The sequence below is a fragment of the Shewanella gaetbuli genome (assembly GCF_023284065.1).
GTDB classification, from domain to species: Bacteria; Pseudomonadota; Gammaproteobacteria; order Enterobacterales; family Shewanellaceae; genus Shewanella; species Shewanella gaetbuli.
The window spans coordinates 16,674-32,819 of record NZ_JAKIKP010000003.1 but is presented as its reverse complement, the minus strand read 5'-3'; the positions used below and the strand labels follow the sequence as shown (position 1 = coordinate 32,819).

At 40.9% G+C, this 16,146-nt stretch carries 10 protein-coding genes; 5 read left to right on the top strand and 5 right to left on the bottom strand.

The window, feature by feature from the left end; all coding sequences use genetic code 11:
• The first annotated feature begins 2 nt into the window (after positions 1-2).
• The 4 genes from L2672_RS05165 (at position 3) to L2672_RS05150 (ending at position 3,102) form a co-directional block, all read left to right on the top strand.
• Positions 3-593: an SPOR domain-containing protein gene (locus tag L2672_RS05165; protein ID WP_248994767.1), complete on the top strand. Its 591-nt coding sequence runs from the start codon at positions 3-5 to the stop codon at positions 591-593.
• Between the two features lie 149 nt (positions 594-742).
• Positions 743-1,267, top strand: a complete 525-nt coding sequence (gene hslV, locus L2672_RS05160; RefSeq protein ID WP_248994766.1) for an ATP-dependent protease subunit HslV — start codon at positions 743-745, stop codon at positions 1,265-1,267.
• Positions 1,268-1,287: 20 nt separating this feature from the next.
• Positions 1,288-2,613 (top strand): HslU--HslV peptidase ATPase subunit, encoded by a 1,326-nt coding sequence (gene hslU / locus L2672_RS05155; protein ID WP_248994765.1) that lies wholly within the window; start codon positions 1,288-1,290, stop codon positions 2,611-2,613.
• Positions 2,614-2,715: 102 nt separating this feature from the next.
• Positions 2,716-3,102, top strand: coding sequence for a gamma-butyrobetaine hydroxylase family protein (locus L2672_RS05150; RefSeq protein ID WP_248994764.1), 387 nt, complete (start codon positions 2,716-2,718; stop codon positions 3,100-3,102).
• Positions 3,103-3,209: 107 nt separating this feature from the next.
• On the opposite strand, the gene L2672_RS05145 is transcribed toward L2672_RS05150, so the two are convergent.
• Together L2672_RS05145 and acnB are read right to left on the bottom strand one after the other, a co-directional pair.
• Complete coding sequence (locus L2672_RS05145; protein ID WP_248994763.1) at positions 3,210-3,566, bottom strand: hypothetical protein; 357 nt, start codon at positions 3,564-3,566, stop codon at positions 3,210-3,212.
• A gap of 192 nt (positions 3,567-3,758) precedes the next feature.
• Positions 3,759-6,356 (bottom strand): bifunctional aconitate hydratase 2/2-methylisocitrate dehydratase, encoded by a 2,598-nt coding sequence (acnB, locus tag L2672_RS05140; RefSeq protein WP_248994762.1) that lies wholly within the window; start codon positions 6,354-6,356, stop codon positions 3,759-3,761.
• Between the two features lie 401 nt (positions 6,357-6,757).
• Here acnB and hxpB point away from each other — a divergent pair, with 401 nt between their 5' ends.
• On the top strand, positions 6,758-7,423 hold the full coding sequence (gene hxpB, locus L2672_RS05135) for a hexitol phosphatase HxpB (protein ID WP_248994761.1): 666 nt from the start codon (positions 6,758-6,760) through the stop codon (positions 7,421-7,423).
• Between the two features lie 63 nt (positions 7,424-7,486).
• On the opposite strand, the gene L2672_RS05130 is transcribed toward hxpB, so the two are convergent.
• The 3 genes from L2672_RS05130 to lpdA all read right to left on the bottom strand — a co-directional run bounded on the left by L2672_RS05130 (position 7,487) and on the right by lpdA (position 15,961).
• Positions 7,487-9,757, bottom strand: coding sequence for a patatin-like phospholipase family protein (locus L2672_RS05130; RefSeq protein WP_248994760.1), 2,271 nt, complete (start codon positions 9,755-9,757; stop codon positions 7,487-7,489).
• Between the two features lie 74 nt (positions 9,758-9,831).
• Complete coding sequence (locus L2672_RS05125) at positions 9,832-14,271, bottom strand: EAL domain-containing protein (RefSeq protein WP_248994759.1); 4,440 nt, start codon at positions 14,269-14,271, stop codon at positions 9,832-9,834.
• Between the two features lie 259 nt (positions 14,272-14,530).
• A complete protein-coding gene (gene lpdA, locus L2672_RS05120; RefSeq protein ID WP_248994758.1) occupies positions 14,531-15,961 on the bottom strand; it encodes a dihydrolipoyl dehydrogenase in 1,431 nt (476 codons plus the stop codon).
• Positions 15,962-16,146: the final 185 nt, after the last annotated feature.

The following is a 16,146-nucleotide window of genomic DNA, read 5'->3' as shown; positions in this document are numbered from 1 at the left end:
ATATGAGCCGAGATTACGCTAACCGTAAACCTAAATCGTCAGGCAAAGGGAGCCGAAGCTCTCGCGCGTCGAAGAAAAAACCTACCAATCGATTTCCCATTATTCCGTGGTTATTGGTCATAGGGTTAGTCACAGGGTTTGGTTATTTTCTTTGGGCGATTAATGGCAGCTCAGGGAATGGTGAGTCTAGCGTAAAACCCAAAACGACAACGGCTCAACCTGAAACGAAGGTGACCCCAGCGCCCAAGAAAGACCCTAATGCGTTACCCCCTAAACCTCAGGAAGAATGGACTTATCTTGAAGAGTTAGAAAATAAAAAGGTGGAAGTCGATGTGCCAAACTCAGGTGTGGTATCAAGCGGCTTATACCAAATGCAATGTGGCTCATTCAGAAAAGAAAGCCAAGCCAACGAAATGAAAGCACGTATCGCCTTCATGGGTATGGAAGCCATGGTCAAGCGTTCTGAAGGTAGCAACGGAGTATGGTATCGGGTGGTATTAGGGCCGTTTGAGAGTAAGCGTGAAGGAGAACGAAATCGTCATAAAATGCAAAATGGCGGTATCAACACCTGTAAAATTTGGCTGTGGAACTAAGCCCTTTTAGCTAAAAAAATAAAGCCCGATTCATCGGGCTTTTTCATAAATGATTGTTCATCTTTTTGGCTTGAAAAGCCTGCAACACACCCCCATATCCCCTTTATCAGTCAGCAACACACCGCTGAATTAAGTGAAGAGGATTTACCGTGACTACAATTGTATCTGTCCGCCGTAATAACCAAGTTGTCATCGTAGGTGACGGCCAAGTATCTTTGGGTAACACCGTAATGAAAGGCAATGCACGCAAAGTGCGCCGCCTATATCACGAAAAAGTATTAGCAGGATTTGCTGGCGGCACCGCAGATGCTTTTACCTTATTTGAACGCTTTGAAGCCAAACTTGAGATGTATCAAGGCCACCTATTAAAGTCAGCAGTTGAATTAGCCAAAGACTGGCGTACCGACAAAATGTTGCGCAAGCTCGAAGCCATGCTGATTGTTGCCGACACCAAAGAGTCGTTAATCATTACCGGTAATGGTGACGTAGTGCAGCCAGAGCATGACTTAATTGCCATTGGTTCTGGCGGTAATTATGCCCACGCATCAGCACTCGCCTTGTTACAGAACACCGAGTTGTCAGCACGTGAAATTGCCGAAAAATCATTGACCATTGCCGGTGACATTTGTGTATTCACCAACCAATTTAAAACTATTGAAGAGCTGAATTACTAATTCAAGCGTAAGGAATAATTATGTCTGAAATGACCCCTCGCGAGATTGTCCACGAGCTAGACTCGCACATTATTGGCCAAAAAAATGCCAAACGCTCTGTGGCAGTAGCTCTTCGTAATCGCTGGCGCAGAATGCAGTTAGAGGCTTCATTACGCCAAGAAGTGACCCCAAAGAATATCTTAATGATTGGACCTACTGGGGTCGGTAAAACTGAAATCGCCCGTCGATTAGCGAAACTTGCCAACGCCCCTTTCATTAAAGTTGAAGCGACCAAGTTCACTGAAGTGGGTTACGTGGGTAAAGAAGTTGAGCAAATTATCCGTGATCTTACCGATTCAGCCGTTAAGCTAACCCGCGAACAGCAAATGAAAAAATGCCGTTTTCGTGCTGAAGAGTTAGCCGAAGAACGTATTTTAGATGCGCTGCTACCTAAGCCTAAAGATGACTGGGACACTGAAAATAAAGATGATTCAAATACTCGTCAAATTTTCCGTAAAAAATTACGTGAAGGCCAATTAGACGACAAAGAAATTGAAATTGATATTGCTGCACCGCAAATTGGTGTTGAAATCATGTCGCCACCTGGCATGGAAGAAATGACCAACCAGTTACAAGGTTTATTCCAAAACCTAGGACAAAACACCTCTAAACGCAAAAAGATGAAAATCAAAGATGCGTACAAACAGCTGATTGAAGATGAAGCCGCTAAACTGGTTAACCAAGAAGATTTAAAAGAACAAGCTATTGAGTTAGTGGAACAAAATGGCATTGTGTTTTTAGATGAAATCGACAAAATTTGTAAGCGTGGCGAGTCATCTGGCCCAGACGTATCACGTGAAGGTGTTCAACGTGACCTACTGCCATTAGTTGAAGGTTGTACTGTTAACACTAAGCACGGCATGGTAAAAACTGATCATATTTTATTTATTGCATCTGGTGCTTTCCAAATGTCTAAGCCTTCGGATTTAATTCCTGAACTGCAAGGCCGACTGCCCATTCGTGTTGAACTAGACGCTTTATCAGCGAACGACTTTAAGCGTATTCTGACCGAGCCTCACGCTTCGCTTACCGAGCAATATGTTGCCTTAATGGGCACTGAGGGCGTAACGATTGAATTTGCTGAATCTGGAATTGAGCGAATTGCAGAGGCTGCATGGCAAGTTAACGAGCGCACCGAAAATATTGGCGCACGTCGTCTACATACGGTAATGGAAAAACTGATGGAAGAAATTTCATATGATGCGTCTGAAAAATCAGGCACAACATTTGTGATTGATGCCGACTATGTCAATGCGCATTTAGACACCTTTGTACAAGATGAAGATTTGAGCCGCTTTATTCTGTAATTTGCATCAAACTTTATCGTTAAAAAAATAGGAGTAAATCCAAAATCGTCTATTATTGATTTGGTTTACTCCTTTTTTATTTCTCATCAACTTGAGGTTTTTATGTCAGATACCACGCCGGATGTCAGTAACTTAAAACTTAAGCGCAAATCAAAGTTGCTTGAAATCACCTTTGAAAATGGCGAAGTATTTAACCTTAGCTGCGAAATGCTTCGAGTTCACTCACCTTCTGCTGAAGTACAGCAACATGGCAACCCAATTTTAGTCACTCATAAAAAAGACGTGAACATTACCGCGTTAGAACCTATAGGTAATTATGGGGTTAAAATTATCTTCGATGACGGCCATGACACAGGTCTGTTTTCATGGAAAATTTTATACGATATGTGTACTCATCAAGTGGAAATATGGGAGCGTTACCTAGCCCGCTTACGTGCAGAAAAAGGCTCGCGTGAACCGTTAATTTCAATGGCTGTTCAGTACTCTTAATAAGCCAAGTTTTGCTTAAATTTAAATAATGAATATATTTCCCGAGCATTTTTGTCGGGAAATATAAATTAAAATAGTTAAAATTTTCATCAATAAAGCGAGCTGTTCTAGCGCTGTTTATCTTTTTTAACCTTGTGTTTGTCTTGGTTATTTTTCTGCAATTTATCAGGCACCACAGCATCTACAGCTTTATCTTTAATGGTCTCATCTTTTCCTGTTGCTTTATCAACAAGCTGCCCTGCTGCGCCGTCTTGAGGAAGTTTATCCTCAACCACTTTTTCTGCGGTATCTTTTACCGCTTCTGAGGCATTACATCGGCCACCCACACCTACCGTCGCTTTAGCAACTGCACTTTTGGCCGCTTTTTTAGCATCACATTCGGGGTCAATAACACCTGCATGACTTGTTGCAGCAAATACCAAACCACACGCCACTAACATCAACCATAAACTGTTCGCTTTCATATTATGTGCCCTAAAGAAATGGATGTTTAAGGTATAGCTAAAAAAACACCATAACCCCATATCAATACCTCTCAATTCCAACTTAAGTTTGACATTGTGTTGCTATATTTTTAAGCATAACGATAAATTTCAGCCAAAAAAATACCAGCATTGCTGCTGGCATTTTTTGATTAACGTCTTACTAAAACAAGATTAAACAGCGGCTTGGAAAATCACGCTATCAGCTTTTTTAGTGTAAGAGTCAATTTGATCAAAATTCAAGTAACGATAAGTGTCAGCTGCGGTTGCATCTAACTCTTTAGCGTATTCTTGATACTCTTCTGGAGAAGGTAAACGACCTAACAATGCGGCTACGGCTGCTAACTCAGCTGATGCTAAGTAAACGTTTGCGCCAGTACCTAAACGGTTAGGGAAGTTACGTGTTGAAGTTGAAACAACGGTTGCACCTTCAGCAACGCGTGCTTGGTTACCCATACATAATGAACAGCCTGGGATCTCAATACGTGCACCTACACGACCGAAGATAGAGTAATAACCTTCTTCAGTTAATTGATCACGGTCCATCTTAGTTGGAGGCGCAATCCATAAACGAGTAGGAAGTGTTTTAGCAAACTTATCTAACATCTTACCGGTCGCACGGAAGTGACCAATGTTAGTCATACAAGAACCCACGAATACTTCGTCGATTTTAGTTTGTGCAACACTTGATAATAATACAGCATCATCAGGATCATTCGGAGCACAAAGGATAGGCTCTTTGATTTCGTTTAAGTCAATTTCAATCACTTCAGCGTATTCTGCATCGCTGTCAGCTTCCATTAACTCTGGGTTTGCAATCCACTCTTGCATTGCTGTGATACGACGTTCAATAGTACGACGGTCACCGTAACCCTCACTGATCATCCACTTCAACATAACAATGTTAGAGTTTAGGTATTCAATGATTGGGTCTTTGCCTAACTTAATAGTACAACCTGCCGCACTACGCTCTGCAGATGCATCAGAAAGCTCGAATGCTTGCTCTACTTTTAAGTGCTCAAGACCTTCAATTTCTAATACACGGCCAGAGAAAGCATTGATTTTGCCTTTTTTCTCAACCGTTAATAAACCCATTTCAATGGCTTTTAATGGAATGGCATGAACAAGGTCACGTAATGTGATACCCGGTTGCATTTCACCTTTAAAGCGCACTAATACAGATTCAGGCATATCAAGTGGCATAACACCTGTTGCTGCAGCAAATGCCACAAGACCAGAACCCGCTGGGAAAGAAATACCAATTGGGAAACGCGTATGAGAGTCACCACCAGTACCTACGGTATCAGGCAATAACATACGATTTAACCAAGAGTGAATAACACCGTCACCTGGACGTAATGCAACACCACCACGATTCATAATGAAATCAGGTAATGTGTGGTGAGTGTTAACGTCTACTGGCTTAGGATAAGCCGCTGTATGACAGAAAGACTGCATCGTTAAGTCAGCGCTGAAACCTAAACAAGCTAAATCTTTTAGCTCATCACGGGTCATAGGGCCAGTTGTATCTTGCGAACCAACTGAAGTCATTTTAGGTTCACAATATTGGCCTGGGCGAATACCGGTTACACCACACGCTTTACCTACCATTTTTTGCGCTAGAGTAAAGCCTTTGTCAGATGCTGCAACGTCTTGTGGACGAACAAATACATCTGATGCAGGTAAGCCTAAGGTTTCACGAGCACGGTCTGTTAAACCACGACCAATAATTAATGGAATACGGCCACCAGCACGGACTTCATCAAGTAATACGTCTGTTTTCAGCTCAAATGTAGAGATAACTTCGTCGCTACCATGACGCTTAACCACGCCTTCATATGGATAGATGTCAATCACATCACCCATTTCCATTTTGCTTACGTCTAATTCAATCGGTAGCGCACCGGCATCTTCCATAGTGTTAAAGAAGATAGGTGCAATTTTGCCACCCAAACAGAAACCACCAGCACGCTTATTAGGCACATTAGGGATATCATCGCCCATAAACCAAAGCACAGAGTTAGTTGCTGATTTACGAGAAGAACCCGTACCCACAACGTCACCAACATACACTAATGGGTGACCTTTCTCTTTTAGTGAGGCAATTTCTTTAATTGGACCAACAACACCTGGCTCATCAGGCACAATACCGTCACGAGCATTTTTTAGCATAGCTAAAGCATGAAGCGGGATATCTGGACGTGACCAAGCATCTGGTGCTGGAGATAAATCATCGGTATTGGTTTCACCAGAAACTTTAAATACCGTTAGGGTCACTTTGTCAGCTAATTTAGGACGGTTTAAGAACCAGTCTGCATTAGCCCATGACTCAACAATTTGCTTCGCAAACTCATTGCCAGCTTGCATTTTTTCTACCACATCGTGGTATGCATCAAACATTAATAAGGTGTTTGATAATGCTTTAACCGCTAGTGGAGCTAATGCTGGGGTTTCTAATTGAGCAATTAATGGCTCAATGTTGTAACCACCTTGCATAGTGCCTAATAGTTCAACGGCACGTTCAGCGGATAAGATAGGTGATGTTACAGTGCCTTTAGCCACTGCATCTAAAAAAGCCGCTTTTACATAAGCAGCTTCATCAACACCTGGGGGAATACGGTTTTCTAATAGGTCAAGTACAACAGCCTCTTCTCCAGCAGGCGGGGTCTCAACTAATTTCACTAACTCAGCCACTTGTTGTGCATCTAATGGCTTAGGGACAACACCCTCTGCAGCACGTTCTGCGACGTGTTTACGATATGCTTCTAGCACGGCAACATTCCTCTTTGTTTGGCGCCTTACGGCGAAACTCAACGCCAGTTACGGTCACGCTGATAATTCCACAGGTTCGGGCTTGAAATCCGACCCCCAGTATACTACAGCTTTAAAAAAGTATGAATCAGCTCACACTATTACCACGCCGAAATTTAGCGAATTTTATTCACGGGCGAACAATGTACAACTAGATTCAAACAAATTAAATTAGACAATAGTTTGAAACAAGATAAAAACAATTAACTTTCAACACCTTAAGCTAGCACGGCCAATTTAAATTATCTGCAAACAATCTTGCATTGGTATAAATATTTTTTTTCATCATTGTGGTTTTTTAATGAACCCTATCTATTTAACCGTTATTCTTAGAATTCTTGGTTCTTTTATAGAGATTTTTAATGGCACACGTTGATATTCACGCCGTCATTTTTGATATGGACGGGGTACTCATTGATTCAGAACCTGCTTGGCAACAAGCTGAAATCAAAGTATTTAATAGTCTAGGGCTCGGGCTGACGTTAGCAGAAGTTGAATCGACAACGGGGTTAAGAATTGATCAAGTGGTCGAGTATTGGTATCAAAGACGACCTTGGCCAAATTACCAAAATGCGGTGACGGCTAACGCGATTGTGGAAGAAGTTGTCAGCCTAATTCAGCATCATGGACAAGCAATGGATGGCGTAATTAATACTCTTGAATGGTGCAAACAACATGGTTTTAAAATCGGTTTAGCCACGTCATCACCACAGTTAATTATTGATGCCGTGTTGAAAAAGTTACAAATTAAAGATTATTTTAATGCGATTACTTCGGCAGAGTTACTTACCCGTGGCAAGCCGCATCCAGAAGTGTATTTAAATTGCGCTCAAGCATTACACATTGCCCCTGAAAATTGCCTTGCCATTGAAGACTCATTTAATGGATTAATAGCTGCCAGAGCGGCATCAATGCAAACAGTGGCGATTCCTGCCGCTCAATTTGCAACGCAAACAAAGTGGGTCGTCGCACACCACCAGCTTAATAATATGAGTCAACTACCAGAACTGATTTGTCAATATGACTAAGGCACCTAATAAAATGGCCACAATTTGTGGCCATTTTTAATAGTGATAACAACGTATAAAGGCTTAGAAGTTTTTACCAACAAACAAATAAACCGACTTATCACCCGTGTCACTAAAGCCAAAACCTAACGCTGCAGGGCCCCATGAAGTGTCTGTACCTAAATATAAGCTGCTTGAATAAATTAAATCGTCCAAATCAACATCTTCTTTTAAATACCACACATTACCAGCCTCTAAACTGGTTCCGACATACAAAGGAATATCAGTAATAAGCATATCTCGGCCTAAATCATATTGATAAATGATTGCGCCAAAAACCTTATGTGCACCAGCTAATGCCCCTTTATGGAAGCCTGACAAATTCAAGAAGCCACCAAGATTACTTATATGAACTGAGAAGTTGCCATCACTATCAACCGTAGAAACAGCGGCTTTACCAACAATGGCATGGTTACCTAACTTTAACGCACCTTTCCAGTCAGCCTCAATTTGAAATGTGTTATCGCTCGCATCATCAATACCTTTGGTTTGATATTTCTCATCTCGATAATAAGCAGTAAGCGTGAAGCGGTTGCCTTCAGTTGGGAAGCTAATACTATTTAATGTGTCGTAACCTACCCTGAAATATCCACCATAAGTTTGGTAGTCGAATCCATCACCAAGCAGCTGACTATTATCAACATGTCCTCTCTCACCAATGAATCCAAGCCCCAAAATACCCGCATCAGAAAAGTTGTACCCAACCCCCATTAACAAAGAATGAACAGAGTTATTGAGTTCATACAAACGTTCATTTTGATCATATAAATCCCAGCTATTCATATCATACTGATAACGAACACGCAGATAGGTATCTTGGTCTCTATCTAATGGCTGATAAAACTCAGAAGCAAAGGTTTTTTGCGAGCCTAAATCTAGCTCGTTGCGCCATTCGCCACCATTCTCAGTTAAATCGGTCATAGCATAAGCAAGACTTATCGTCACCGCAGAATCTAAGGTAAAGTCATCTTCCCAATTAAATCCGGCATTAAAATAGTTAGGTCCCCATGACTTGTCTAAAGAAGTCACCGTCAAGGTGCGTCCCTCAACAGAATCGGTAAAGTCGACATCTACCCGTTCAAATTTATTGAGTGAATAAATGCGCTTAACCGCTTTTTCAAGTGACTCTTTAGTAACTACGTCGCCTTCTTTAATGCCTAAACGATCTAAAATTAATTTATCACTGACTTTAGACTCGTTATTAAGCACAATTCTGTAGATAGGCTGTTTAATTGGGTCAACCCACGCCAAACGCTTTTGGCGTTTAGCGTGCTGATACTTTTGGTATTGCTCTTCAGGAATAGACAGTTTAGACAGCTGTTCATATTTAAGTTGCGCCGCTTGCTCGCCTATCACTAACGCTTGCGGCATGATTGAAAAATCAGTGGTACTTAAATTATCAATCCAAGGTCGGATAAGAATATCTTTTTTATCAAGTAACTTTTTTTGCTTTTCAGTACTGGCTTTAGTCAAGATCGTCGATAACTGCTCTAATACAGCAATGGTATTATCTAACTGACTTTTACTGGCTAACGGTGAACCAATATCAACTGCAATAATAATATCGGCTCCCATGTCTTTCACCACGTCCACAGGCATATTATTAGCAATCCCCCCGTCCACTAATAACAAACCGTCAATTTCAGCAGGTTGTAACGCGCCAGGAACCGTAGCAGAAGCTTGCATTGCTTTTACTACACTGCCTTTCGTCAATACAACCGCTTCACTAGTGACCAAATTAGTGGCAACAGCACGATAAGGAATAGCAAGATCATCAAAGTCACCAAACTGCTCGACCAAGTCGGTTGAGCGCCGTAACAATTGCGACATAGTTTGGCCTTGAAGTAAGCCTGAAGGAGAGGTAATCGTGCCCTTATTAAAACCTATATTGATGGGAATATTATATTTATCTCTTAATTGCTTATCACGGTATGATAAATCTTCACGAGGGATCGTGTCTGAATAGCCTGCATCCCATTCACCCTCTAACATGATTTTTTCTATTTCATCGGCACTAAAACCTAGTGCATACATACCGCCAACGTATGCCCCAATACTTGTACCAGCAACATAATCTACCGGAATATGATTCGCTTCAAGCACTTGAAGAACGCCAATATGAGCCGCACCTTTAGCGCCGCCGCCACTTAATACTAAGCCAATTCTTGGACGCTCATTATCTTCACTTACTGTTGCTTCAGCGGCATAAAGATTATTACTAACAAGAATAAGCCCTAAAACAATCGATAACGGAGTGCGAAAAGACCACCCAAAAAAGTGCAGACAAGCTTGCATAGTTTTCCCAAAAGCAATTAAAAACAGTCACATTCTAGCAAAGTATTGTTAACGCACCCTAGTGCATTTTTAGATCAGATAAGCTTTTTTTCGGCGGGGATCCCTAAGAATCGGTCTAACTCATCTCTGGGCATGGGTTTAGCAAAATAATAGCCTTGAATGATATAGCATCCACGGCTAAATACTTGCTCGAGTTGCTTTTCAGTCTCAATACCTTCTGCAACCACTTGAAGCTTTAAATTTCTAGCTAGCTCAATAATACTCGACACAATTGCCTGATCCGCTTGATTATCTGCAATATCAATCAGAAATGAGCGATCAATTTTCAAACTATTCACCTCAAAGCTACGCAGATAAGCTAATGAAGAATAGCCTGTACCAAAATCATCAATAGCAACTTGAATACCTAATTGTTTTAGCTTTGATAAATATTGGGTAGCAACGTGCAATTCAGACATCAATACGCCTTCGGTGATTTCTAAACACAAATTTTTCGCAGGAAGCTGAGCATCCTCAATAGTTTGTTGCACGAACTCAATAAAGTCTGTTTGACTAAACTGTACCGCTGACACATTAACCGATAACTTAAAATCATCACCATATAATCTATGCCATCTAGCACCGTCAACACACGCTTGTTTTAAGACCCACCTATCGATATCAATGATCAACCCACAAGACTCAGCCACTTCAACAAAAATATCAGGACGAATATAGCCATCTTGAGGATGGTTCCACCGTAGTAGCGCTTCCATTCCAACAAACTTTTCATGGTTGAGCACATCCACTTGAGGTTGGTAATGCAATGTAAAACCATTATTTTCAATCGCTTTACGTAAGTCTGATTCCAATCTTAAATGATACAGCGCCTGCGCATTTCTTTCGGCAGAGTAATACTGAAAATTTCCTCGCCCTTCATCTTTCGCATGATACATTGCAAGATCAGCATTTTTAATCAGCGTTTCAGGGTCATCACAATCTTCTGGCCAACAACTGATACCAATACTGGTTGAGATAAAAAATTCACGCCCATAGAGTTTGAACGGCTTTTCGATTTGTTTTAATAAACTATTGGCGACATGGTTAATGTATTCAATACCTTCAACATGTCTAAGCAAAATAACAAACTCATCGCCACCAAACCGGCATAAAACATGCTCAGACTCTAAACATGACTGTAAGCGATTAGTGGCCTCCACCAGCAAGGCATCTCCCATGCTATGCCCGTATGAGTCATTGACTGATTTGAATCGGTCTAAATCTAAAAACAGTAACGCTAACTTTTCGTGCTTAGCACTGGCTTCAGTAATCACTTTATTCAGCGTCACTAACAATTGGGAGCGGTTTGCCACCCCGGTTAATGCGTCAGTGTTGGCTAATCGCTGTAATTTCTTTTCGTTTTGTTTACGCTCAGTAATATCAGAAAACACCACCACATAATGTTGAACACTGCTCTCTGCTGCATTCATTTTTGAGATATTTAGCCACACAGGGCACGGTAAATCATCCACTTTTAACAAGGCACGTTCGCCACTCCAAAAGCTGGCTTTGGTGAACAATTTATCAATATTGAGTGGTACATTGCTGGAAATCAGCAGCTTAGAAAAAGACTGACCTTTTAACTCTTCATCTGTAAAGCCTAAAATACTATTGGCGGCATTATTGGTTAGAATAATTTTTTTATCCACATCAAGAATCAACATGCCTTCTGAAGTATTTTTAAAGGCTTCTGCAAATAAATGCACTTCATTTTCTAGCTCTCTATGTGCAGTGATGTCTGAATAAATCCCCGCAGCAGACTCTAAATGCCCAGAACTGGATTGCCAAGCAACTGCACGTCCACGCACTCTTAGCCAACGCCATTTACCCGACTCATGTAAATAACGATATTCAACATCAATCATTGACGACTTAGCTTTTAATAAATCTAGCCACGCTTTTGTTACTCGATCCTTGTCTTCTTCATGTATCGGCAATTCACTTAACTTGCTAATAATTAAGCTTTCAGACCCTAATACTCCACCACGATTATTTAATCTCAACAATTGGGTTTTATTGTGCCACTCCCATAAATCAGAGTCGCTACCTTTCAAAGCTTGCGACAATCTGTCATCACTATCGATTAATGCCTGATTAACCTTTTTAAAACGATTAACCTGCTGCTGTCGAATTAACGAAATACTGATGGCAATAAACAATGCGATAAAAATAGCGATGCCCCGAAATAACTGAGACTGCCACCAATATTCATCAACAGAGAAATGGTAGGTAAACGGCGTTGAAGACCACATACTTCTATTTTTAGACAGTATTTCTAAGGTGTAATCTCCTGCACGTAATCCGGCAACATTAATTTGCGATTGACCTTCTAACACAACATAAGGAGAGGGATTATCACCTGCTTTTTGAAAGCGATATTTCAAACTCATTGGATTATTGTCAATGTAGTTCAAATTAGAGATTTGAAAACTAATTAAATTGGCTCCAGGTGATATGGTTTTAAATTGTTCGGGAATGAGATATAGGTCTGTTTGATCATCATAATAAATCGACACTGACTCAAGAAAAGCCTGATCATTGCTCACCCTATTAACCAACCTTTTCGGGTCAATTAACATCACGCCATCAGGGGTGCCAATATATACCCCCTTGTCGGGCTGGTAAAAAACAGCCGCTTCATTAAATTCACCGGAAATAAAGCCATCATGCTGAGTAAATGTTTTCCGTGAAAGAGTTTGCTTATCAACCCAAATAATTGAGTTTGAACAGCCAATTAAATACGCATCAGGTAAGGTTTGAAAAAATAATGCGGAGCTACAATCAATTTGCCATTCAGCGTCTAAATCCAACACGTTATCGGTTGCAGAGTTAAACTCTAAAATGCCGTGCTGAGAAGTGCCAATCCAAAACTTATCTTCAGACACCTGCGTTATATTGTGGAGTTTAGGGATTGCACTGAGGTTATCAAAAATCTGACTTTTTGAAATATACTGCTGATTATCATCGAAATAACCAAAGGTTTTTTGGCTACTGACCCATAAACGACTTTTATCGTCTCGAATAATAATCGTAAACCGTGAGTCCGTTATCGACTCATTGCCCTCACCAAAAGAAAGCTGTTCAAGATCATCAGCGCCCTGTTGCCAGAAATAAATCCCTTCTGAAGTTAAAAACCAAATACGGCCCTCAATGGCAGGGTCATGGTAACTTTGTAAAATGGATTTTTTTTCAAGAGAATTTTGTCCGCCACTCCATTCATGAAACCGTCCAGTTTCTAGGGTAACAGTATTAATATAAAACAGGCCATTTGTGGTAAGTAGTGATATATGGTCATCATCTAAAGCCGCTATTTGATAAACACTATCGCTTAACTCTAAATCGTCAGGCAGCAATTGCACCGAGGTTTTGTTAATGGGATCAACTAAAGCAACCCCCGCGTCAGTACCAACCCATAGCTTTTCATCACGCTCAAAAATGGCCCATATCATCTCATTCGCTAACGAATAAGGCGGTAATTGCGAAACCGTATCAAGCAGAAACTCTGGTGGTGTGGCTGCTACGGCTAAGCCATCGCCAGAACCGCCTATCCAAATTAAGCCATTGTTATCAATAGAAAGTGCGTGAATATAATCAATGTTGGCGTAAAGTTTTAAATCGTGTTGATAATTGATTAATTGATCCGAATTAGGGTTCCATAAGAACAACCCCGAGCGGCTTCCCGCCCACAAGTTACCATTTTTATCTTCTGCTAAATCTTCAATATAATAGGGTAATGTTGGTACTGGATTGACTTGCCGACTATCGAGGTCAACATGAAACAAACCTTTAGTGGTATAAAGCCAAATACGCCCTGTAGAATCTTGCATTAAGCCTTTAATGACAATACCGGTAATATGCCACTCAAAATCAACTACCTCACCCGTGGGCTGATGCCATTGTAATGTTTCAGATGAAGCATATAAAAAACCACCATCAGCTACATGTAATTGCGAAACCCAGCTAAGCTGGTCATTTAATTCGCCCTCAGGATGCACTGTTAATGACTTATCATTGATATTGAATAGATAACGCTTACCTTGATGGCCTAATAACGTTAAGTGTTGTTGATCAAAATGCTCAATTGCAGCGATTCCCAGCCCTTCTTGTACCATGGTAGCGGGGTCAACTTCAGCGGTGGTAGAGTCAAATATTTCAGTAAAGGTATGTTCGCGAATATTGTACAAAAACAATCGCGTATCAGAGGTCATCAAGATATGGTCTTTGTCGACCGAATGGAGTAAACGTAACCGTCGTTCAGTTAATACTGACTCAGAGCCGACTTTGTCTATGCGACGTAATGAATTATTAGTAATGCGGTATAGGCCATGCTCCGTTGCCAGCCATGTATAGCCATAGTGGTCAAAATAAATATCATTAATGGGGGTATTGGCTAGGCCATCACTGGCATCGAAAACACGTTGAATAAAATCGGCGGCGTTGACCGAAGAAACAGGAAATAGAAAAGTAATAGTCATCAAAACAACAAGAATGTTGCGATACACGTTATTAATACTCCACCCCTAAATTCCTCTCATCACATTTAACCATTTGCGTTATCTGTAAAAAAGTAAAAGCAAACCCTATCAAAGATCACCTTTGCTAACCTGAAGCATAATGCTTTGCCATAAGATAAATTATCGCCAATTTACAATTGAATATATCACCTTTAAATAAGTGTAGACCAAAAAAAAGCACCTGTTTAGGTGCTTTTTAACAAAGTGTTACAGCTGTTAATTACTTCTTTTTAACCGCTTTCGGGTTAGGTAAATCAGTAATTGAGCCTTCATAAATTTCTGCAGCTAAACCAACAGATTCATGTAAGGTTGGGTGAGCATGAATGGTTAATGCTAAATCTTCAGCATCACAACCCATTTCAATAGCTAAGCCAATTTCACCCAGTAATTCACCACCATTAACCCCCACAATTGCACCACCAATAACACGGTGAGTCTCTTTGTCGAAAATTAACTTGGTCATACCTTCACTACAATCTGAAGCAATCGCACGGCCACTTGCAGCCCATGGGAATGTAGCGGTTTCGTATGCAACACCTTGCTCTTTAGCTTCTTTTTCAGTTAAACCAACCCAAGCGACTTCTGGGTCTGTATAAGCAATTGAAGGAATCACTTTAGGGTCGAAGTAGTGCTTCATGCCAGAGATAACTTCTGCAGCAACATGACCTTCATGCACACCTTTATGTGCAAGCATTGGCTGACCAACAATGTCACCAATTGCAAAAATATGTGGCACGTTAGTACGCATTTGCTTATCAACATTAATAAAGCCACGCTCATCAACATTAATACCCGCTTTGTCTGCATCTAAAGACTTACCATTCGGTGTACGACCAATTGCCACTAACACGGCATCGTAACGTACTGGCTCAGCAGGGGCTTTTTTACCTTCCATTGAAACGTAAATACCGTCTTCTTTGGCTTCAACCGCAGTCACTTTAGTTTCAAGAATTAAGTTAAACTTCTTCTTAACTTGTTTAGTGTATACACGAACGATATCTTTATCGGCTGCAGGGATCACTTGGTCGAACATTTCAACCACGTCAATCTCACTGCCTAAAGATGAGTAAACTGTACCCATTTCTAAACCAATAATACCGCCGCCCATCACTAATAACTTACCAGGAACTTCTTTCAGTTCTAGTGCGTCAGTTGAGTCCCAAATACGTGGATCTTCATGAGGAATAAACGGTAATTGAATTGGGCGAGAACCCGCAGCAATAATGGCGTTTTCAAACTGAACAACCTTTACAGTGCCGTCTTCAGCGGTCACTTCAAGAGTATTAGAACCGGTAAACTTACCAAAGCCATTTACCACATTAACTTTACGCATTTTAGACATTCCGCCTAAACCGCCAGTTAACTGACCAATCACTTTTTCTTTAAAGCCACGTAGCTTGTCTAAGTCAATTTTTGGCTCACCAAAAACAACACCATGATCAGCAACGGTTTTTGCTTCTTCAATAACTTTAGCAACATGTAATAATGCTTTAGATGGGATACAACCCACATTCAAACAAACACCACCAAGTGTGCTGAAACGCTCAACAATGATGGTATCTAAACCTAAGTCAGCTGCGCGAAACGCGGCTGAATAACCTGCAGGGCCTGCTCCTAATACTACTACCTGAGTTTTAATTTCGTTACTCATGTTTTCCTCTATTCTTTTGCAAGTGTTGGTGGCAAAAACCGACTCAACAATCTATGTGGCCAGATCGGGTTAGCTGTCCGCATTTTACCCTTTGTTTGATGTTGATCACAATCAAACATTCGATAAATACTGTTGATGATTGTTGTTTCTAAAAAAATGGGCCGCTTAAACTAAGCCGCCCATTT

Coding starts and splice junctions, on each gene's coding strand:
- L2672_RS05165 (WP_248994767.1), top strand. CDS start 3: ATGAGCCGAGATTACGCTAACCGTAAACCTAAATCGTCAGGCAAAGGG.
- hslU (WP_248994765.1), top strand. CDS start 1,288: ATGTCTGAAATGACCCCTCGCGAGATTGTCCACGAGCTAGACTCGCAC.
- L2672_RS05150 (WP_248994764.1), top strand. CDS start 2,716: ATGTCAGATACCACGCCGGATGTCAGTAACTTAAAACTTAAGCGCAAA.
- L2672_RS05145 (WP_248994763.1), bottom strand. CDS start 3,566: ATGAAAGCGAACAGTTTATGGTTGATGTTAGTGGCGTGTGGTTTGGTA.
- hxpB (WP_248994761.1), top strand. CDS start 6,758: ATGGCACACGTTGATATTCACGCCGTCATTTTTGATATGGACGGGGTA.
- L2672_RS05130 (WP_248994760.1), bottom strand. CDS start 9,757: ATGCAAGCTTGTCTGCACTTTTTTGGGTGGTCTTTTCGCACTCCGTTA.
- L2672_RS05125 (WP_248994759.1), bottom strand. CDS start 14,271: ATGACTATTACTTTTCTATTTCCTGTTTCTTCGGTCAACGCCGCCGAT.
- lpdA (WP_248994758.1), bottom strand. CDS start 15,961: ATGAGTAACGAAATTAAAACTCAGGTAGTAGTATTAGGAGCAGGCCCT.